The following is an 18,085-nucleotide window of genomic DNA, read 5'->3' as shown; positions in this document are numbered from 1 at the left end:
CTCTTCCCGGCCACTCAGCGCCGGCCGGTGCGGCGTACCGTGACGGCGCGCTTCTGCCCGGTGCGCATCCGCACCTGCACCGGCGCCTTGCGGCCGCGTCCCCGCCGCATCCGCGACACGCTTCGCGGCACGTCCCGCAGCACGTCTCGCGGTGTGGTCCGGGACGTGCGGCGGCGGCGCAGCCACACCGCGCCGAGCGCGAGCGCCCCGGCCGAGACGATGACCACGCCGCCCTGGCGCGCCCTCGCCCTGCCCTGCTCCGACCCCGCCATCTCCCGCGCCGACACCGCCGCGTCGCGGGCCCTGCCGCGCGCCTGCTCGACCTTCTGCCGCGCCATGGCCTTCACGTCGGCCTTGGCCGCGAGCTGCTCCACCGTCTCGCCGAGCTCGTGCCGGGCCCGGTCGACCTCCTGACGCAGTTCCTCGGTGCCCGCCTCGGCGCCGTGCTTGCCCTGCATCGTCATCGGTGCGTCGCCCTCTCCTTCAGTTCGGCCACGGCCAGCTTGGCCTCGTCCATGGCCTGCTCGGGCTTGGGCGGTGTGGCCCGCCTGGTCTGCGCCCGGCCCATCAGCGCCAGCACACCCGCCACCACCAGCAGGAACCCGCCGATGATCAGCGCGGCCGCCCACACCGGCAGCGCCAGCGCGATCGCGGCCACCGCCGCCGCCAGCAGCACCGCCACCCCGTAGAGCGCGACCAGCGCCGCACCGCCGAACAGGCCGGCGCCGGTGCCCGCGTGGCGGCCCTTGTCCTTCAGCTCGGCGACGGCCAGGCGCATCTCGGCCCGCATCAGGTCCGACACCTGCTGCGCGGCCTGCCGGACCAGCTCGCCCGTTCCCGCCTCGTGGCGCTCGGCGCGGAACTCCGTCGCGTGTCCCACGTCCTGCCGGTGCACGCCGGTCGTTCCGGCCTGGCCGTCGCCGTCGTGTTGCTGCCGCACGATGCTCATGCCTCCAGGCCCCCCTCCACGTTTCGAAACCTGGAAAAGGGCGTTCCCTGTGCGCATGGGCTAAACGTGGCGGCGCCCCGACACGCGGTGACCAGGCAGGGTCCGGCCGCGACGGGCGCCCCGCCGGCCGGCTCAGGCCGTGCTGAGCCAGTGGACCCGGTGCGCCTCGGTCGGGTCCGGGGTCTCCCACCGGCGCACCAGCCGGTCGATCACCGCGTCCGGGACGGGCGAGCTGCGCGCCCGGTTGCGGTCCCGCAGCACCCGCGGCGGCGCCTCCAACGCGACGACCTCGACCCGCCCCCGGTACCCGGCGACGAGGCCGGTGCACAGCTCGCGCTGCTGCCGGGACACGTTCGTGGCGTTCCAGACGAACGACCGCCCGGCGCGCAGGTGGTCGCGGGCCAGCTCGTACGCGGCGGCCGCGACGGCGCGCTGGTCGCCGGACGGGTCGACGCCCATCTCGGCGCGGAGCCGGTCGAGGCTCACGACGGGCACGTCCGGGCGGTGCGCGGCGATCCAGTGGTCCTTGCCGACGCCCGGCAGCCCGGACAGGACGGTCACGGTGCAGCGCGTGTCGTCGTAGGCGGCGTAGCCGGGGTCGCGGTCGGGCTTGCGGAAGTACCAGAACCGCGCGTGGTCGGAGGGGAAGGCGCGCGGTGCGTCCAGGCAGTCCTGCTCGGCGCAGTACTCCCCGTACAGGGCGACGTTGTCGAGCAGTTCCTCGGTGTCGGGGCAGATCCGGCCGCGGATGTCGGCGGAGGCCAGCAGCACCAGGTCGTCGTTGCGGGCCAGCAGGCTGACACGGAACGCGATCTGCCGCAGGTCGGGCCGCTCCAGGGCCCAGAACGGCACCTGGTGGTGGCGGATCAGCGCCGCCACGTGCTCGCGCCACGCGACCGGCGCGCCCAGTTCCCACAGGATGCGCCGCACCATCAGGTCGCCGCGGCGGGAGTGGCCCCGCGCGGTGATGCGCCCGTCGTCGTCCAGGGCGGTGCAGTGCGGCTTGGCGATGTCGTGCATCAGCACGGCGGTGAACAGGCGGACCCGCTCCTCCGGCGGCCGCTCGCGCCAACGCGGCAGCGCCGCCAGCGCCTCGCACGCCATCCGGGTGTGGGTCTCGACGTCGCCTTCGCCGTGGTAGACGGCGTCCTGCGGGACGTTCGCCATGTCGCGCACCCAGGCGAAGGCGTCCCGGATCCGCTCCCACGGGACGGTCCAGTGCGGTGGCGCCGGGCACAACTCCTCAAACACCCGCATACAGCACCTCCGGATCGGCCAGCCCGTTGGCGACGATGGGCCGCTCCTGCCAGTGGGTGCCCGAGTCGAGGATCGCGGTCAGGAAGCTCGGCCGGACCCACTTGTAGCGGTCCACCGTCTTCCCGTCCTCCTCCACCTTGATGTAGAGGCCTTCCATCTCCTCGGAGGCGTCGGTCTCCGCGGCGACGCGGCCGGGGTCGGCGCCGCCCGCCACGGCCGCCGCGCGCAGCGCGTCCCGCCATCGCGGGCTGCGGCAGGTGGAAGGACCGGCCAGCCTCGTCAGCGCGGCCAGATTCGGCAGCGGGCCCTCGTGCAGGACGGGCACCGACACCACCGGCGTACCGGCGAGCAGCTCGCGGCGCCGCTCGGTCGACAGGAACGTCCCGTCGGTCTGGTCGAGGACGTCGAACTCGCAGAAGTAGTGGGGGAGCGCGTCGTAGAAGACCGTGTGCTTGGCGTACAGCCATTCCCCGTACAGGACGTAGCGGTCGCGCAGGCGGTCGCGCAGGACGTGCTGGACCGACGCCGCCCACGCCTTCAGCGGACCGAACTGCCGCTCGCGCGGCCCGCCGGTCAGGTAGTGGCCGCGGCTCTGCAACCGCAGTTCGCCCTCGGGGGAGAAGCTGATGCCGGAGTTGGCGCCGTCGAGCTTCTCCTCCACCACCAGGTACCGCCCGGCGATCGCCTCGAACGGCACGGCGGCCAGATCGTGGTCGCCCGGTTGGAGCCGGGAGCCCGCGATGTGCCGGGTCCGGGGGTACTTGTGCAGCATGCGACCGTTCTAAGGCCGGGCGGCCGGTCCTGCCAACCGGTTTTCGGTCCGTCAGCGGGCCGGGACGGCGCGGGTGAGCGCCAGCGCGGCCAGCCACAGCGCCACGCTCGCCCAGGCCAGCACGTGCAGGCCCGTGGCGAACCCCGGCCCCGGGGCCGGACCGGCGACCGCCCCGTAGACGGCGACGCCGAGCGCCGTCCCGACCTGCCGGGCGGTGTTGTTGAACCCGCCGGCCAGCCCGGCGTGCGCCGGGGGGACGGCGCGCATCGCGGCGGCGACCACCGCGGTGACGATCAGGCCGTCCCCGATCCCGATGCCGAGCAGCGCCGGGAGCAGGGGCGCGTAGCCTCCGCCGGGACCGGCGCCGAGCAGGGACAGGGACCCGGCCGCGGCGACGGCGGCGCCCGCGGCGAGCGGGACACGCGTCCCGAACCGGGCGGTGAGGCGCCCGCTCACCGGGGCCAGCACCGCCAGCGGAACGGCCATCGGCAGCAGCATCGTCCCGGCGACCAGCGCGGAACGGTGCCCGGCCTGCTGCAGCCGCAGCGTCGCCACGAACAGCACCCCGTTGGTGACCAGGTTCATGATGAGCGCGATGCCCCCGGCGCCGAGGAACGCCGGGGCCCGCAGGAGCCCGCCCGGGAGGATCGGCGCTGCCGCGCGCCGCTCCGCCAGGACGAACGCCGTCCCGGCGGCCAGGGTGAGGGCGGCGGCCGCGGCGGCGCCGTCGCGGTGCCCGTGGCCCGCGGCGATGACCGTCCAGACCAGGCCGCCGAGGGTGAGCGGCGCGAGCACGGTCCCCGCCCGGTCCGGCGCGGCGCCCGGCCGGGCGCGGTGGGGCTCGCGGACCAGCGCGCGGACGCCGCCGACCGCCGCCGCGGCGATCGGCGCGTTCAGCAGGAAGATCCACCGCCAGCCGACCGTGTCGACCAGCAGCCCGCCCAGCAGCGGCCCGGCCGGCAGCGCCGTGGAGGAGATCCCGGCCCACACCCCGAGCGCCCGTGCCTGCTCGGCGCGTCCCGGGTAGTACGCGGTGATCAGGGCGAGGCCGCCGGGCAGCAGCAGCGCGGCGCCCGCCCCCTGCGCGACGCGCGCCGCGATGAGCGGGCCGGCGCCGGGCGCGGCTCCGCAGGCCAGCGACGCCAGCCCGAACAGCGCGAACCCGGCGAGCGTCATCCGGCGGTGCCCGATCCGGTCCCCGAGCGCGCCGCCGCCCAGCAGCAGGCCCGCGATCGCGACGGCGTAGCCGTCCACGACGCCCTGGAGGCCGGGCAGGCCGGTGCCGAGCGCCCGGCCGATGCCGGGGAGCGCGACGTTGACGATCGTCACGTCCAGCAGCACCAGGAACATCCCGGCGCACAGGATCGCGAGCACCGCCCCGCGCCGGGGCGCGGGGCGTGACCGCCGGGTGCCGGGGACCTCGGTCGCGTGCGTTGGGGAACCCATGCCGCCCACGGTGGCCCGCGGACGTTTCGGCGCGGCTCGAACCGTCCGGTCCCCGAGGGCGGCGGCGGGTCAGGCGACGGCGACGCGGGCGAGCGCGCCGGTCTCCAGAGCCACCCACAGGGCGCCGTCCGGGCCGACCGCGATGCCGTGCGGCTCGGATCCGGGCGTCGGCAGCGGGTGCTCGTCGATGCGGCCGTCGGGACTGATGCGGCCGACGTGGGCGGTGGCCCACTCGGTGAACCACAGGTCCCCGCCGGGCCCGGCCACGATGGCGTGCGGGCGGGCGCCACGATCGGGCAGCGGGAACTCGGTCACCTTCCCGTCGGTGGTGATCCGCCCGATGTGCCCGGCGCCGATGCCGGTGAACCACAGCGCGCCGTCCGGCCCGGCGGCGATCCCGACCGGCGCGGAGCCCTCGGTGGGCAGCGGGTGGACGGCGACCTCCCCGTCCGGCGCGATCCGCCCGATGGCGTTGCCCTGGTTGAGGGTGAACCACAGGGCCTCGTCCGGACCCGCCGCGATCATCGAGGGCAGCGCGCCCTCTCCCGGCACCGGATAGGCGCTGACCTGGCCGTCCACGGTGATCCGGCCGACGCCGCCGGCGTGCATGCGGGTGAACCACAGCGCGCCGTCCGGCCCGGCGGCGATCCCGCACGGGCCCCACCCTTCGGGCAGGGCGAACGGCGTGACCTCGCCCGCGGTGGTGATCCGGCCGATCGCGTCGCCGGTGAACGCGGTGAACCACAGCGCGCCGTCCGGCCCCGCCGTGATGATCATCGGTCCGGCGGGGACGGGCCCGTGCACGGTGACGCCCCCGTCCGGCGTCACCCGCGCGATCCGGCCCTCATGGACGAGCGTGCACCACAGCGCCCCGTCCGGTCCGGCGGCGACGCTGTACGGCCCCGCCTCCGGGCCGGACACCTGGAACTCCTTGATGGTGGTGTGCGAACCGTCTGGCATGAATGTCGTCCCCCCTCGTCCCTCCATTGCTGTTTCCGTCCGAGAACGAAGTTAACGCAACTTGAGTTGCGTTACGATCGGGTAATGGAGACCGGCCTGGATCACGGGACCGCGCGGTGACCGCCTCCGAGCCCGGGACCGTGCGCCCCGGCGGCCGCACCGCGCGGGTGCGCGACGCCGTCCGCGAGGCGACCCTCGCCGAGCTGTCCGGGCGCGGCTACCAGGGGCTCACCGTCGAAGGGGTCGCGGCCCGCTCCGGAGTGCACAAGACCACCGTCTACCGGCGGTGGGGCAGCGCCGACGGCCTCATCGCCGACGCCCTCGGCATCGCGGCCGCGGAGCCGTGGCCGATCCCCGACACCGGCACCCTCGCCGGCGACCTGCGCGCGCTCGCCCGGCTCGTCGTGGCCGGCTTCGCCGATCCCGTCGAGGGACCGATCGCCCGCGCGTTCGTGCTGGCCGCGGCGCAGAGCGGCGACGCCGCCCGCTCCCTGCACGCGTTCTTCGCCCGGCGCCACGAGCAGTCCGCCGTCATCGTCGGGCGTGCCGTCGAGCGCGGCGAGGTCCCCGCTGACACGGACGCCGCCGAGGTCGTCCGGCTCGCCGTCGCGCCCCTGTACTACCGGCTGTTCATCACGGGGGAGCCGGTCGACGAGCAGGCCGCCGACCGGGCCGCCGCGTCCGCGGAGGCCGCCGCCCGCGCCGGCGTCCTCAGCGCCGCGCCGGACTCGTGACCGCCGCCGCGACTCGGCACGGCCGCGTTCCGGGTCGCGAGCTCAGAGGGCGTTGAGGACGGTGCGCAAAGCGGCGGCGTAGGCCCGCGGGTGGGTGGTGTTGCCGTTGTGGCCGCCGGGGAACTCGTGCAGGTCCGCGCCGAGCAGGTCGGCCAGCGCGAAGGCGCACTTGTTGTCGAAGACGGTGCGCGGGGTGGTGCGCCCGATGGCCGGAACGATCCGGGTCGGGGTCTCGGTGAGCGCGGAGACGTCGAGAGTGTCGTCGATGACCGCCGTGAAGTCGTGCTCGACGAAGAAGTCGAAGTTGCGGCCCCGCTGGGGCGTCATGGGGTGGCGGGTGAGGCCGGGCTCGGCGTCGGGGGCGGCGGGGTCGATGCCCAGCACCTCGGCGATCGTCGTGAACGTGGCGGCCAGCCCGTCGCGCCGGTGGACGCGCTGGATGTGCGCCAGCTCCCGCTCGTGGTGGGCGCGCTGGGCGGCGGGCAGCAGCCGCGGGGTGACGGGCTCGTGGGCGACGAGCACGCTGATCTGCTCAGGGTGGTCGACGGCCAGGTGGAACCCGATGGAGGCGCCCAGGCTGCACCCCAGCATGAGCACCGGTTCGTCCGACAGTTCGGCGAGCAGGCGGTGGACGTCGTCGGCGTGCGCGGCCAGGCTCACTCCCCGGGCGGGGACGTCCAGCACGCTGCGCGACAGGCCGCGGCGGTCGTAGGTCACCACGGTGTAGTCGGAGACGAGCCGGTCGACGAGGTCCGCGCTGCGCCCGGCGTCCCCCTCGCCGCTCTGGGAGATCAGCAGCATCGGGCCGGCGCCGCGCACCTCGTAGTAGAGCGTGGCGCCGTCGGTCCGGAGCGTGCCCGTGGCCGTCGGGGCCGGGGTCGTGGCGGTGTCCATCGCAGGGTCCTCTCGGTCGGGGCGTTTCGGCCCGTGCGAGATCGACCGTAAAGCATCAAACTTGATACATCAAGACTGATGCATCAGAAGTGATGTAACTTGGCGGCATGGACGGAGTCGAGCTCTTCCTGCTGGGACGGACGCTGATGAAGATCGGCGAGGAGGCCCTGCCCACCGAGGGCATCGGCCGGCACTCCACCAGCGTGCGGACCGTCCTGATCGTCGCGAGCGACGTGCGCGCGCACCCCGGCAGCGCCGTCGGAGAGATCGCCACCCGGACCGGCCTTCCGCAGAGCGCCGTGTCGGCGGCCGTCGCCCGGCTCCGCGACACGGGCGCCGTCGTCACCGAACCCGATCCGGACGACCGCCGCCGGGTCCGCATCCGCCCCGCGCCCCGGCCCTCGGCCAGGGTGGAGGAGGTCAGGTCGAGCACCGTCGACGCCGCCCTCGCGGCGGCCCTGGACACGGACGACCCGCGACGGGTCGCCGAGATCGCCGGCCTCCTGGAGGAGCTGGCCCGGCACCTGACCCCGCAGTCGATCACCCGCCTGCGCGGCTAGGACGCCCCCGTCATCACGCCGATGACCTACGGTCGCGCGGTCACGCCTCCAGGTCGGCGCGCCCCTCGACGATCGGCCGCAGGTCCGTGTACGCCCGTGCCCGCACCGCCTCCGGACCGGGGCACCGCGCGAGCCGCGCCGCGATCTGCGAGGCGCGGTCGAAGCCGTCGCACTCGATGACGGTGTATCCGGCGAGCACCTCGGCGGTCTCCGGGTAGGGGGCGTCGGTCACGGCCGGCACCCCGTCCTGCATGTGGAACCGGCGGGTGTGGACGGGCGCGGCCAGGCCCTGGGCGTCCACGAACTCCCCGGACTCGACCAGGTCCCGGTTGAACTTCTCCATGAACGCCTGCATCTCGGCCAGCTCCCCGGCGGACCAGACGGCCTCGCCCTCGGGCACCTTGCCCGCCATCTCGTCGTAGTCCCGCTGCGACGCGTACAGCATGAGCATGTACTTCACGGTGGTCTCCCCTCCGGCCAAGCGCCCCGGTCAGCGCCTCGCGCGCGAGACGTCGGAGCCGCTCGGGCCGCTTTCGACACCCCTTCCCATTTTTCTCGCGGCTCCATGTCGAGAACCGCGCGCCCGCTCCGACCACCCCGTGACACGTGAGCCGACCCGAAGGGGGAGTACGGATATGGAGCACGAAGGGCAGGGCGCCGGGAGCGTCCGCGCCGGGACGCGCGGGTGGCTCGCACTGGCCGTCCTGGCGCTGCCGTCGCTGCTGATGGCCATGGACATGACGGCGCTGCTGCTGGCGCTGCCGCAGCTGAGCACCGATCTGGGAGCGAGCGGCACCGAGCAGTTGTGGATCAGCGACGCCTACGGGTTCATGGTCGCCGGATTCGTGATCACCATGGGGACGCTGGGCGACCGGATCGGCCGCCGCCGCCTGCTGCTCACCGGCGCGGCCGCGTTCGCCGTCCTGTCGGCCGTCGCCGCCTACGCCCCCGACCCGGGGACGCTGATCGCCGCCCGGGCGCTGCTGGGCGTGGCGGGGGCCACGCTGATGCCCTCGACGCTGGCGCTGATCATCAACATCTTCCGCGACGAGCGCGAGCGCGGGAAGGCCATCGCGATCTGGGCCACCTGCCAGTTCGCGGGCGGCGCGTTCGGCCCGGTGCTGGCCGGGCTCCTGCTCCAGCGCTTCTGGTGGGGATCGGTGTTCCTGGTCGCCGTCCCGGTCATGGCGCTGCTGCTGGCGGCCGGCCCGGTCCTGCTGCCGGAGTTCCGGGACCGGTCGGCCGGACGGCGGATCGACCCGCTCAGCGTCGTGCTCTCCCTGGGCGCCGTACTGCCGATGGTGTACGGGATGAAGCAGCTGACGCTCGCCGACGGCTACGGCGCGGCCGCCCCGGCCGCGGCGCTCGTCGGCGGGGCGCTGGTCGGCGCCGTGTTCGTCCGGCGCCAGCTCACGCTCGACCACCCGCTGCTGGACCTGCGGCTGCTGCGCAGCCGCCCGCTCAGCGCCGTCCTGGTCTCGCTGGTCTTCGCGGGCGTCGCCATGGCGGGGACGGGCCTGATGGTGACCCAGTACCTGCAGGACGTGCTGGGGCACTCGCCGCTGGCCTCGGCCGTGCTGTTCGCTCCGATGGGGCTGGGCGTCGCGGCCGGGACGATGGCCGCGCCCGCGCTGGCCAAGCGGGTCCGCCCCGCCACCGCGATCGCCTCCGGACTGGCGCTCTCGGCGGCGGGCTGCCTCCCGCTCCTGGTGTCGGACGGGCTCGTGCCCGTCATCGCCGGCATCACCGTCCTGGCACTCGGCACCGGCCCGCTGTTCGCGCTGGGAACCGGTCTGGTGGTCGGGTCCGTCCCGCCCGAACGCGCCGGCTCGGCTGCGTCGATGTCGGAGACCGGCAACTACCTCGGCGGATCGCTGGGCCTGGCGGTCATCGGCGTGATCGGCGCCTCCGTCTACCAGGCCCGGATGGACCACGTCGGCGGGGCCGCGGCCCGCACCCTGGCCGGCGCCGTCGCCGACGCCGGCCACCTGCCGCCCGCGCGGGCCGGGGAGCTGCTGGACGGCGCCCGCGCCGCGTTCACCGCGGGCCTGCACGTCACCGGCGCCATCGCCGCCGCGATCTTCGCCGTGCTCGCCGTCCTCGTGGCGGCGTCGGCACGGCGCGGCGCGGCCCCCGAGCCCGCCCCGGCCGCGGAAGCCGAGGCCCGGCCCGCCGGGGTGTGAGGGGGCGTCAGGAGGGAGCCGTCCACTCCTGCTCCTTCCACGCCGGGTCGAGCGGCGTGTGGGCGATGTGGTTGGTGTAGTTGGACAGGGTCTTCATGCCGACGCCGAGGACCACGTCCAGGACGTGGCGGCGGGTGTGGCCGGCGGCGAGGAACGCCTCGACCTCCGCGTCGTCCACCCAGCCGCGCTGGGTGACCATGGCGCCGGTGAGGCGGCGGACGGCCTCCAGCGCGGGGTCGTCCAAGGGACGCCCAGCGCGCAGCGCCTCCACGACCTCGGCGGGGACGCGGGCCCGCAGCGCCACGGTGGAGTGCGCGGCCACGCAGTACTCGCAGCCGTTCAGCACGCTGGCCGTGATCAGCACGGCGTGCTTGGCGTGGCCCGGCAGCGACGACTTGTTGAACTGCTCCGACAGGGCGTTGTAGCCGGCGAGCAGTTCCGGCGACTCGGCCATCACGCCGTTGAGCGTGGTGACGAACCCCATCCGCTTCTTGGCGGCCTCCAGTTGCGGGCGCGCGTCGCCGGGGGCGTCGGTCTCGTCGTACACGGTGAACTCGGCCATCGTCATCTCCTCAACGGGTCGTCAGGGGAGCGGGGAGAGGGAGCGCAGGGCGGTGTCCACCGTGCCCGCCAGCTCGCCCGGGTCGGCGCCCGCGCGAGAGCGCAGGTTCACCCCGTAGGCCAGTAGCGCCAGCATCTGCGCGGCGGAGCGCACGTCCACGTCAGCGCGCAGCTGCCCGTGCTCGCGGGCGGCGAGAAGGGCGGTGCGCATGGCGGTGCACAGCGCCTCGTGGTGGGCGTCGAGCACCTCCCGCTCGTCGGCGTCGCTCCCGTCCTGTGCGGCGTGGGCGTTGGACACCATGCAGCCCCAGCGGGCGTACTCGCCGGAGCACCGCGCGGCGACGAGCCCGTCGAAGAACGCGGCGACGCCCGGCAGGCCCCGCCCGTCGGCGGCGAGCCGGTCGAACACCGGGCGCGACCACCGGTCGGCGTAGCGGCGCAGCGCCGCCACGTACAGGTCCCGCTTGCCGCCGAACGTCGCGTACAGGCTGGACCGGCTGAGCCCGGTCTCGGCCACCACCTCGGCGATCCCGGCGGCGCCGCCGCGCTGCCAGAACAGGCGCACCGCCCGGTCCAGGACGGCGTCGGGATCGAAGTGCTTGACGTCCGGCATCGCCCCGCCTCCCCAACTTGGAATGATCGTTCCAAGATTGACACGCGGCCCCGAGGCGCGCAAGAGGGGGCCGGCGGTCGTGTTATCGCGGGCGTATCGGAAAGCGCATACGCCAACGCAACAGACCGTCGTCTTCGCTGGACCCATGGACCACAGCGGTCCCGTGCCGGGGGCATGGCGCCCGGCCGCGGAAGGTGATCAGGAAATGGAGCGCTTGGTGTCACACAGGAACGTTCGCCCGCTGCTGAGGGCCGGTCTCGCCGCAGGCGTCGCCATGACGATGGCGGCGCAGGCCGCACCTGCCACCGCCGCCCCGGCCCGGGTCGGGAACGTGCAGAAGGCGATGGAGGAACTGGCCAGGACCCCCGGGGTCGTGGGGGTCGTCGGCGGGGCCTACGTCGACGGCAAGCCCGTCGGGACCGCCAGCGCGGGCTCCCGGCTGCTGGACGGCCAGGGCGGGCGGATACCCGCGGACGCCCGCTTCCGGATCTGGTCGCAGACCAAGCAGATGGTGGCCGTCGCAGTGCTGCAACTGGTCGAGGAGGGCCGGTTGGGCGTGGACGACAAACTCGGCGACCTGCTGCCCGTGGTGGTGGAGAAGGACCTGGTGGAGCGGGCCGACGAGGTCACGGTACGGCAGATGCTCCGGCACACCTCCGGGATCCCCGACTGGTACGCCGGCAAGCCGAACCCGGACGGGAGCGAGGGAGACGACCCCTCGTTCGACGTGTTCGACTTCACGACCCGCTACCAGCCGCTCGATCTGGTGAAGTGGAGCCGCGGCCGGCCCCGGACCGGCGAACCGGGCGAGAAGTGGACCTACTCCAACACCAACTACACCCTCCTCGGCATGATCATCGAGCGGCTGACCGGCCACGACCTGGCCACCGAGCTGCACGAGCGCCTGTTCGGCCCCCTCGGGTTGACCAAGAGCTACCTCATGGTCGAGCCGCCGGACGGCGTCAAGGGGCCGCACGGACACGGGTACTACCCCGACGCCGGCGGCACGCTGCGCAACGTGGACCGGTTCAACGCCGGCTACACCGGCGGGGCCGGAGGGGTGGTCTCCACCGCGCACGACGTCAGCGCCTTCCAACGGGCGTTCACCCAGGGCAAACTGCTGCCGCCGGAACTCCAGCGGGTCCTGACCGACCGGCTGCCCAGTGAATCGCGCACCCAGGGCAAGAGCCGCAGCGGTTGCGGCGACGATTTCTACATCACCGGCGGGCTGGCCCCCGGCTCCATCGCCATGACCTTCTACTCGGCGGACGGCCGCCGCCAGTTCGCGATGTCGTTCACCCTGAGCGTCAAGCCCAGCGCCGTGGAGGTCGACGCGGGCAAGGCCGTGGAGACGGTCTTCTGCCCGTCCTCGTAGCGGCCGCTCCGGGCACCCCGCGCCGGGACGTTCAGGCGAGGCCCGCGTCGTGGGCCAGCAGCGCGATCTGGGTGCGGTTGTCCAGGTCGAGCTTGGTCAGGACGCTGGACACGTGCGCCTTGACCGTGGCCACGCTCATGAACAGCTCCGCGGCGATGTCGGCGTTGGAACACCCGCGCGCGATCGCCAGGACGACCTCGTTCTCGCGGGGGCTCAGCCGGGCGAGCGCCGCGCGGGCGCGCTGGTAGGCGCCGGCCTCCACCGCCGCGCGGTCCATGAGGCGGCGGGTGATGCGCGGCGACAGGATCGGGTCGCCGGCGGCGACCTGCCGGACGGCGTGGACGATCTGGTCGGGCGGGGTGTCCTTCAGCAGGAACCCGCTGGCGCCCGCGCGCAGCGCGTGCAGGATGTTCTCGTCGGAGTCGAAGGTCGTCAGCACGACGACCTCCGGCGGGTTCGGCCGGGCCCGCAGCCTGCGGGTCGCGGTGATGCCGTCCACGCGCGGCATCCGCAGGTCCATCAGCACGACGTCGGGGGAGTGCGCGTCGGCGGCGGCGGGCACCTCGTCGCCGTCGGCGGCCTCGCCCGCCACGGTGATGCCGCCCGTCCCGTCCAGCATCATCGACAGCCCGGCGCGGACGAGGGCGTCGTCGTCCACGATCAGCACGCGCAGGGGGCGGGTCACGCGGGCCATGGTAGCCAGGCGCGCAGCCGGAACTCGCCCTCCGCGGCCTGGTGGTCGAGCCGCCCGCCCGCCAGCCGCACCCTCTCGGTCAGCCCCACCAGCCCCGTGCCGCTGCCGGGCGCGAGCGGCTCCCCGCCGCCCTCGGGCAGCGGGTTGCGGATGTCGACCACGAGCCGGGCCCCCGGCCGGCCCTCCAGCACGACCCGGACGGGACGTCCCACGGCGTGCTTGCGGGCGTTGGTCAGCCCCTCCTGCACGACCCGGTACGCGGTGCGCCCGGCCGCCGCCGGAAGCGCGGACGCCCCGACCGTCTCGTCGCGCAGCTCCACCTGCCCGCCCGCGTCGCGGGACTCCTCCACCAGCCGGGGCACGTCCTGCAGCACGGGCTGGGGCCGGTCCTCCTCATCGGCGTCCTCGGCGCGCAGCAGCAGGATCACCTCGCGCAGCTCGTCGAGCGCCTGGTGCACCCCGGCGCGGATCACCCCGGCGGCGTGCGACAGCTTCTCGGGCGGCGCGTCCGGCCGGTACTCCAGCGCGCCCGCGTAGGTCGCCAGCAGCGACAGCCGGTGGGCGAGCACGTCGTGCATCTCCCGGGCGATGCGGGTCCGCTCGGCCATGCGGGCCTCGGCGACCCGGCGCCCCTGCTCCGCCTCGGCGCGGCGGGCCCGCTCGCGCAGCGACCACAGCAGTTCCCGGCGCGCCCGCGCCAGCGCGCCCCAGCCGACCATCGCGCCGTAGCCGAGGGTGATGAGCAGCAGCCACCAGCCGAAGGAGATCCCCCGGTTCGGCTGCCACAGCCCCTGCACGACGTGCGACGCGACCCCAACCGCGCAGACCAGCGCCGCCACCCGGAACGGGCGACGCTGCGCGACCTGCAACACGCCGATGCTGGCCGCCGGGGTGGCGGTGGGGGACAGCGCCCCCAGCACGGTCAGGGCCAGGGTGACGCCCACCGGCCGCCAGAGCAGCAGCGGCGACAGCAGCCAGCTCAGCAGGGCGACCGCGACGTCCAGCGCCAGGACGGTGCCGCCCACGTCCGCGCTGAAACGGCCCCACAGTGTCAGCCCGCCGAGCGCGCCCGCCGTCGCGGCGACGCCGGCCGCCCAACACCGCATGCGCCGGGCATCGTCTCTCGCCTGGTCGAACGTCTCGCTCACGGGGCGAGGCTAGCCGCAGGGGCCGCTGCGCCGACACCGACCAAAGTCGGTGCCCTCCCGTACCGCGGACGGACCGGCTCTCGCCCCGCGCCCGATGCGCCGGCCGCGGTCGGGCGGCCACGCTTCCGGACATGAACGAGCCGCGACGAAGGGAGAAGCACATGTCCGGAGGTACGGGTGCACGGCGGGCGCTGACCGTGGCGGGAGCGGTCGCCGCCCCCCTCGCGCTGTGGGTGGTGACCGGCCCGGTGACCGGGCTCGATCCGTCCGCGGAGACGGGCGGGGAGGTCCAGCCGGTCGGGGCGGGTCTGGTGATCGCGGGCAGCCTGATTCCGGGGCTGGCCGCCTGGGGCCTGCTCGCGCTGCTGGAACGCGTGACCGGGCGGCCGGGGCGCGTGTGGACCGTCATCGCCGTGGCGGCGCTGGTCCTGTCGATGTCCGGACCGCTCAGCGGCGCCGCCGACGGCGCGTCCATGGCGGTCCTGGCCGGGATGCACCTGATCGTGGCGGCGATCCTGATCCCCGGCCTCGGCCGTACGGCCCGCCCGTCGTCCCGGCGAGAAGAGCCGCCGGTCCCCGCCTGACCGGCCTGCGAGCAGGAGGGCCGGACGGGGCGGCCGCCTTCACCCGGCGGCGCCGGCCAGGCCGGACTCGTAGGCGATGATCACTAGCTGGGCGCGGTCGCGGGCGCGGAGCTTCGTGAGCAGGCGGCCGATGTAGGTCTTCACGGTGGCCAGGCTCAGGTGCAGGTGGTCGGCGATCTCGGTGTTGGACAGGCCGCGGGCGACGAGGGCGAGGACCTGGCGTTCCCGTTCGGTGACGCCGTCGAGGGCGCGAGGGAGCGGGCTCGCGGTCCGGGGCTGGCGGGTGAACTCGGCGATGAGGCGGCGGGTGACCGTGGGGGCCAGGAGTGCCTCGCCGGCGGCCACGACGCGGACGGCGTTGAGCAGGTCGGCCGGTGGGGTGTCCTTGAGCAGGAAGCCGGCGGCGCCGGCGCGCAGGGCCGCGAAGACGTGGGCGTCCAGGTCGAACATGGTCAGCATGAGCACCCGGACATCCGCGGTGTCGGTGGCCTGGCGGATCCGCCGAGTGGCCTCGATGCCGTCCAGGCGGGGCATGCGCACGTCCATCAGGACGACGTCGGGCCGCAGGGCGCGGGCGAGGTCGACGGCCTCGGCGCCAGTGGCGGCCTCGCCGACCGAGGTGAGGTCGGAGGTGGTGTCGATGAGGGCGCGGAAGCTGCCGCGCAGCAGGGCCTGGTCGTCGGCGACGAGGACGCGGATCGGTTCGGTCACCGGGCGCCGACCTGGGCGTACGGGAGTGTGGCGGTGACCGCGAAGCCGCCCCCGGGACGGGGCCGGGCGCTGAACGTGCCGCCGTACATCGCGGTGCGTTCCCGCATCCCGACCAGTCCGTGCCCACCAGTGCCCGGTTCGGGAGGCGTGCGGGCCGTCCCGTCGTCCACCACCTGGATCCCCACCTGGTCGGCCGAGACGTCCACCGTGACCCGGCACCAGGCCGGAGCCGCATGCTTGGCCACGTTGGTCAGGGCCTCCTGCACGATCCGGTAGACGGTGAGCCGCAGAGATTCGGGAAGCTCGTGCTCACCGGACACCGCTAGTTCGACCTCCACCCCGGCGGCCCGGACGCGCTCGGCCAGATCCTCCAGGCCGTCGACGCCCGGCCCGCTGAAATCGTTACCCTCCGCGCCGTCGCGGCGCAGCATCTGGAGCAGTCGCCGCATCTCGGTCAGGGCCTCGCGGCTGGTCGTCTCGATCACCCGCAGCGCCTGGAGGGCCTCCTCGGGGCGCGCCTCGGCGATGTGGTTGGCGACCCCCGCCTTGACGGCGATCAGGCCCATGCCGTGCGTGACCACGTCGTGCAGTTCCCGGGCGATCCGCAGCCGCTCCTCGGCCAGGATCTGGCGCGCCCGCTGCTCCTGCGCGCACGCGGCGTGCCACCTGCGGCGCCGCAACCGGTGGCCGGCCAGCCAGCCGAGGGCGGACAGCAGCCAGGCGGCCGCGGTCCAGCCGACGGCCGCCCCCAGGCCGTACCGGGGATGGACGACCTGGGCGACCGCCGCGGCCGCCGTCGCGGCGGCGACGCATCCGCCCAGCACACGGGCCGACCACCGCGGCGGCGCGAGGGTCGCGACGGTGCCGAGCACGAGCGCGGTCGCCGCGAACGGATCCCACAGCACGCCGGTCACGGCCGCGACCGACGACAGGGCCACCGCGGTCGCCAACGCGCGCCGCGGCCACAGCCGCCGAACGGCCACGACCGAGCCCAGCACGACCGCCACCAGGCAGGACACCGGGAAGAAGGGGGTGAAGTCCGGCCGGTCCTTGAGCATGTTCCCGGCGACCATCACGTCCACCGCGACCAGCACGACCGCCGGCGGCAGGTCGAGGGCGAGCATGCGGCCCCGGCGCAGCAGGTGCGCCTGGCGCGCCTCGAAGTCGGCTTCGTCCACGGAGCGCACGTTATCCGCGCAGGTGACTCGCCGCATCGGCCCAGAATGGATCATCCCTGGGGATGAAGGCGGCGCCATGTCGGCGAGTGGTGTCCACGGCTGTCTGAACGAGAAATGTCGGCGCTAGGCCGATTCGCCGGAACGTGCCGTGCGGGCAGCCTGTGGGCATGTCGTCAACCCGACCTCCGGCACACGTCGTCTTCGCGTTCCCGGGACGGTGGCTGGCCGGGACATCACTGCTCATCGGACCGGTCCTGCTGCTGTTCGGGGTGCTCCTCCGAGCGAGGTTCCACTTCTTCTTCCCCGACCAACTGGCCGCCTACGACCGGTACCCGGTGCTGATGACGGCGTCCTACAGCTGCTTCGCGGCCGGGACCGTGGCCCTGTGGCCGGCCGTCAGCGACCTGGCCGTGCGCATCGGCGCCGTCCGGCCGGCGCCGGCGGCGTTCGGCGGCGGCCTCGTCCTGGTGGGGCTGTTCGCCCGCACGTTCCATGCCGGTGTGGACCATCTGGCCTTCGGGCTCGTCGACGCCCAGGGGCGGCCGTCGGCCACCGTGGCCGTGGCCGGCACCTATCAGGCGTTCCACATCTTCCAGTACACCTCGTTCGCGATCATGCTCGGCTGGCCCGTGCTGGCGGTCGGAGCCTGGCGCTCCGGCGTGCTCGGCCCGGTGCGCTGCCTCGGTCTGGCGCTCATGGCACTGCTGCCGCTGGGGGTGCTGAAGGGGACGACGCCGTTGTCGATCGCGGGTGCGGCGGGCCTGTGCGTCGCGTTCGTGCCACTTGGACTCGCGACCCTCCGGGAGGGGCCCCGCCCCTCCCGCCGGTCGGTGGCCCGGTTCGGTGCCGCCGCCTTGGCGGTGGTGATCCTCGGCTTCGTCTCCTCCCAGGGATGAGAATGGGGCGTCCAGGCACTCGGCGGATGCCTTTCCCGGGCTTTCGGCGTGCGGGTTGACGAGAGCGAAGCGCGCATGTCATCCTGGTCCCGGCATCGAGGTTGACAATTCTCATAGGTGTGGACAGCTATCGGCATTTTGGCTTATGCTGCCGTTCCGCGCCCGTCCTTCGACGTCCCCTCCTTCCGTATCGGCCGTGATGTCGTCGGCGTGCGCGCCTCCAGTTCGCCGCGAGCCCTCGGAAGGACACCTGTTGGCAGCCTCGCGCACCAGTTCCGCCGTACCCGCCGGTCCCCGCCGCGTCTCTTTCTCACGCATCCACGAACCCCTCGAGGTTCCCGATCTGCTCGCCCTGCAGACCAACTCCTTCGACTGGCTGGTCGGCAACGAGCGCTGGAAGGCCCGGGTCGAGGCTGCTCGGCAGGAGGGACGCAGGGACGTCCCGACGCAGTCGGGGCTGGAGGAGATCTTCGAGGAGATCAGTCCGATCGAGGACTTCTCCGGGACCATGTCCCTGTCGTTCCGGGATCACCGGTTCGAGCCGCCCAAGTACTCCGTGGAGGAGTGCAA

21 protein-coding genes are annotated in these 18,085 nt (G+C 74.4%); 7 read left to right on the top strand and 14 right to left on the bottom strand.

Annotation, left to right across the window (positions count from 1 at the left end; genetic code table 11):
• Window positions 1–14: 14 nt before the first annotated feature.
• The 6 genes from AB0C84_RS31225 to AB0C84_RS31200 form a co-directional block, all read right to left on the bottom strand.
• Window positions 15–464 carry a DUF3618 domain-containing protein gene (locus AB0C84_RS31225; RefSeq protein WP_361073549.1) on the bottom strand — a complete coding sequence of 150 codons (450 nt, stop codon included), beginning with the start codon at window positions 462–464 and terminating at the stop codon, window positions 15–17.
• The gene (locus AB0C84_RS31220) at window positions 461–949 is read right to left on the bottom strand and encodes a phage holin family protein (RefSeq protein WP_179848933.1); all 489 of its coding nucleotides are present in this window, start codon (window positions 947–949) and stop codon (window positions 461–463) included. Before AB0C84_RS31220 ends, AB0C84_RS31225 begins: the two co-directional genes overlap by 4 nt.
• Window positions 950–1,081: 132 nt before the next feature.
• On the bottom strand, window positions 1,082–2,206 hold the full coding sequence (locus AB0C84_RS31215; protein ID WP_361073547.1) for an AAA family ATPase: 1,125 nt from the start codon (window positions 2,204–2,206) through the stop codon (window positions 1,082–1,084).
• Window positions 2,193–2,978: an RNA ligase family protein gene (locus tag AB0C84_RS31210; RefSeq protein ID WP_361073545.1), complete on the bottom strand. Its 786-nt coding sequence runs from the start codon at window positions 2,976–2,978 to the stop codon at window positions 2,193–2,195. The genes AB0C84_RS31215 and AB0C84_RS31210 overlap by 14 nt, the downstream gene beginning before the upstream one ends.
• Window positions 2,979–3,029: 51 nt before the next feature.
• A complete protein-coding gene (locus tag AB0C84_RS31205; protein WP_361073543.1) occupies window positions 3,030–4,424 on the bottom strand; it encodes an MFS transporter in 1,395 nt (464 codons plus the stop codon).
• A 69-nt stretch (window positions 4,425–4,493) separates the two neighbouring features.
• On the bottom strand, window positions 4,494–5,384 hold the full coding sequence (locus tag AB0C84_RS31200; protein ID WP_361073541.1) for a virginiamycin B lyase: 891 nt from the start codon (window positions 5,382–5,384) through the stop codon (window positions 4,494–4,496).
• 116 nt (window positions 5,385–5,500) lie between these two features.
• Here AB0C84_RS31200 and AB0C84_RS31195 point away from each other — a divergent pair, with 116 nt between their 5' ends.
• Entirely contained in the window at window positions 5,501–6,118 is a 618-nt protein-coding gene (locus AB0C84_RS31195) for a TetR/AcrR family transcriptional regulator (RefSeq protein ID WP_361073539.1), read from the top strand.
• A 42-nt stretch (window positions 6,119–6,160) separates the two neighbouring features.
• On the opposite strand, the gene AB0C84_RS31190 is transcribed toward AB0C84_RS31195, so the two are convergent.
• Window positions 6,161–7,012: an alpha/beta hydrolase gene (locus tag AB0C84_RS31190; RefSeq protein WP_361073537.1), complete on the bottom strand. Its 852-nt coding sequence runs from the start codon at window positions 7,010–7,012 to the stop codon at window positions 6,161–6,163.
• A gap of 107 nt (window positions 7,013–7,119) precedes the next feature.
• Between AB0C84_RS31190 and AB0C84_RS31185 the strand changes: the two genes are divergently transcribed.
• On the top strand, window positions 7,120–7,572 hold the full coding sequence (locus AB0C84_RS31185; protein ID WP_179848938.1) for a helix-turn-helix domain-containing protein: 453 nt from the start codon (window positions 7,120–7,122) through the stop codon (window positions 7,570–7,572).
• A gap of 40 nt (window positions 7,573–7,612) precedes the next feature.
• On the opposite strand, the gene AB0C84_RS31180 is transcribed toward AB0C84_RS31185, so the two are convergent.
• Entirely contained in the window at window positions 7,613–8,023 is a 411-nt protein-coding gene (locus AB0C84_RS31180; protein WP_361073661.1) for a YciI family protein, read from the bottom strand.
• 184 nt (window positions 8,024–8,207) lie between these two features.
• Between AB0C84_RS31180 and AB0C84_RS31175 the strand changes: the two genes are divergently transcribed.
• Window positions 8,208–9,755, top strand: coding sequence for an MFS transporter (locus AB0C84_RS31175; protein ID WP_361073535.1), 1,548 nt, complete (start codon window positions 8,208–8,210; stop codon window positions 9,753–9,755).
• Between the two features lie 7 nt (window positions 9,756–9,762).
• Here AB0C84_RS31175 and AB0C84_RS31170 read toward each other — a convergent pair whose 3' ends face one another.
• The gene (locus tag AB0C84_RS31170; protein WP_361073533.1) at window positions 9,763–10,317 is read right to left on the bottom strand and encodes a carboxymuconolactone decarboxylase family protein; all 555 of its coding nucleotides are present in this window, start codon (window positions 10,315–10,317) and stop codon (window positions 9,763–9,765) included.
• Between the two features lie 21 nt (window positions 10,318–10,338).
• Window positions 10,339–10,929, bottom strand: a complete 591-nt coding sequence (locus AB0C84_RS31165; RefSeq protein ID WP_361073531.1) for a helix-turn-helix domain-containing protein — start codon at window positions 10,927–10,929, stop codon at window positions 10,339–10,341.
• 217 nt (window positions 10,930–11,146) lie between these two features.
• On the opposite strand from AB0C84_RS31165, the gene AB0C84_RS31160 reads away from it, so the two are divergent.
• Window positions 11,147–12,304, top strand: a complete 1,158-nt coding sequence (locus tag AB0C84_RS31160; protein WP_361073529.1) for a serine hydrolase domain-containing protein — start codon at window positions 11,147–11,149, stop codon at window positions 12,302–12,304.
• Window positions 12,305–12,335: 31 nt separating this feature from the next.
• On the opposite strand, the gene AB0C84_RS31155 is transcribed toward AB0C84_RS31160, so the two are convergent.
• Both AB0C84_RS31155 and AB0C84_RS31150 read right to left on the bottom strand, forming a co-directional pair.
• Entirely contained in the window at window positions 12,336–12,998 is a 663-nt protein-coding gene (locus AB0C84_RS31155; RefSeq protein WP_179848944.1) for a response regulator transcription factor, read from the bottom strand.
• Window positions 12,986–14,146, bottom strand: coding sequence for a histidine kinase (locus AB0C84_RS31150; RefSeq protein ID WP_361073527.1), 1,161 nt, complete (start codon window positions 14,144–14,146; stop codon window positions 12,986–12,988). The genes AB0C84_RS31155 and AB0C84_RS31150 overlap by 13 nt, the downstream gene beginning before the upstream one ends.
• A gap of 161 nt (window positions 14,147–14,307) precedes the next feature.
• Between AB0C84_RS31150 and AB0C84_RS31145 the strand changes: the two genes are divergently transcribed.
• Window positions 14,308–14,730, top strand: a complete 423-nt coding sequence (locus AB0C84_RS31145) for a DUF6069 family protein (RefSeq protein ID WP_361073525.1) — start codon at window positions 14,308–14,310, stop codon at window positions 14,728–14,730.
• 39 nt (window positions 14,731–14,769) lie between these two features.
• Here AB0C84_RS31145 and AB0C84_RS31140 read toward each other — a convergent pair whose 3' ends face one another.
• Together AB0C84_RS31140 and AB0C84_RS31135 are read right to left on the bottom strand one after the other, a co-directional pair.
• Window positions 14,770–15,441, bottom strand: coding sequence for a response regulator transcription factor (locus AB0C84_RS31140; RefSeq protein ID WP_361073523.1), 672 nt, complete (start codon window positions 15,439–15,441; stop codon window positions 14,770–14,772).
• Window positions 15,438–16,619 carry a sensor histidine kinase gene (locus AB0C84_RS31135; protein WP_361073521.1) on the bottom strand — a complete coding sequence of 394 codons (1,182 nt, stop codon included), beginning with the start codon at window positions 16,617–16,619 and terminating at the stop codon, window positions 15,438–15,440. Before AB0C84_RS31135 ends, AB0C84_RS31140 begins: the two co-directional genes overlap by 4 nt.
• A gap of 167 nt (window positions 16,620–16,786) precedes the next feature.
• On the opposite strand from AB0C84_RS31135, the gene AB0C84_RS31130 reads away from it, so the two are divergent.
• Entirely contained in the window at window positions 16,787–17,515 is a 729-nt protein-coding gene (locus tag AB0C84_RS31130) for a hypothetical protein (RefSeq protein ID WP_361073519.1), read from the top strand.
• A gap of 253 nt (window positions 17,516–17,768) precedes the next feature.
• Window positions 17,769–18,085: hypothetical protein (locus tag AB0C84_RS31125; RefSeq protein ID WP_361073517.1), on the top strand; the 317-nt coding region annotated here is incomplete at its 3' end.

The organism is Actinomadura sp. NPDC048955 (assembly GCF_040649435.1).
Lineage (GTDB): Bacteria > Actinomycetota > Actinomycetes > Streptosporangiales > Streptosporangiaceae > Spirillospora > Spirillospora luteofluorescens.
Note: the sequence above shows the minus strand (reverse complement) of the source record. Positions and strands in the feature narration are given on the sequence as shown.